Origin of the sequence: Paraburkholderia sp. UYCP14C (assembly GCF_004197395.1) — a bacterium.
GTDB lineage: Bacteria > Pseudomonadota > Gammaproteobacteria > Burkholderiales > Burkholderiaceae > Paraburkholderia.
This window is the reverse complement of sequence record NZ_SELS01000367.1, coordinates 1-350: the sequence shown is the minus strand read 5'-3', so window position 1 is coordinate 350 and position 350 is coordinate 1. Positions and strand designations below refer to the sequence as shown.

1 pseudogene is annotated in these 350 nt (G+C 61.4%); it reads right to left on the bottom strand.

Annotated elements, in window-relative coordinates:
• Positions 1–167: 167 nt before the first annotated feature.
• Positions 168–350: pseudogene (locus tag EVC45_RS45245) on the bottom strand (EscN/YscN/HrcN family type III secretion system ATPase); the annotation flags it as partial.

Below are 350 nucleotides of genomic sequence, written 5' to 3'. Positions count from 1 at the left end.
ATGGTTCGCAGCCATTTTCGCATCCGCAAAGCCCTCACTTTAACCGCTCCCCCCTCGCCAGCTCCGAAAGCCATTCCCGGTGGGGCTCGCAGACAAATTCGGCCCCTTCGGAAAACCCGCAATCAGTTGGACGTGTCGTCTCCGGACTTTGCGGCGCGCTCATCGGGTCAGTCGTTCGCCAGTTGGAAGAGCCGCGCCTCGGATTCCTGCGGCGCGGCGAATTCGTGTGTCGCCTGATTGAAGAAGGCGCGGATCGCGTCGATCTTGCGAATCGCCTCGTCGGCAAGCGGGTTACCGCCGGCCTGATATTCGCCTATCTGCAACAGCAGCTCGACCTCGCGATGCTTGGA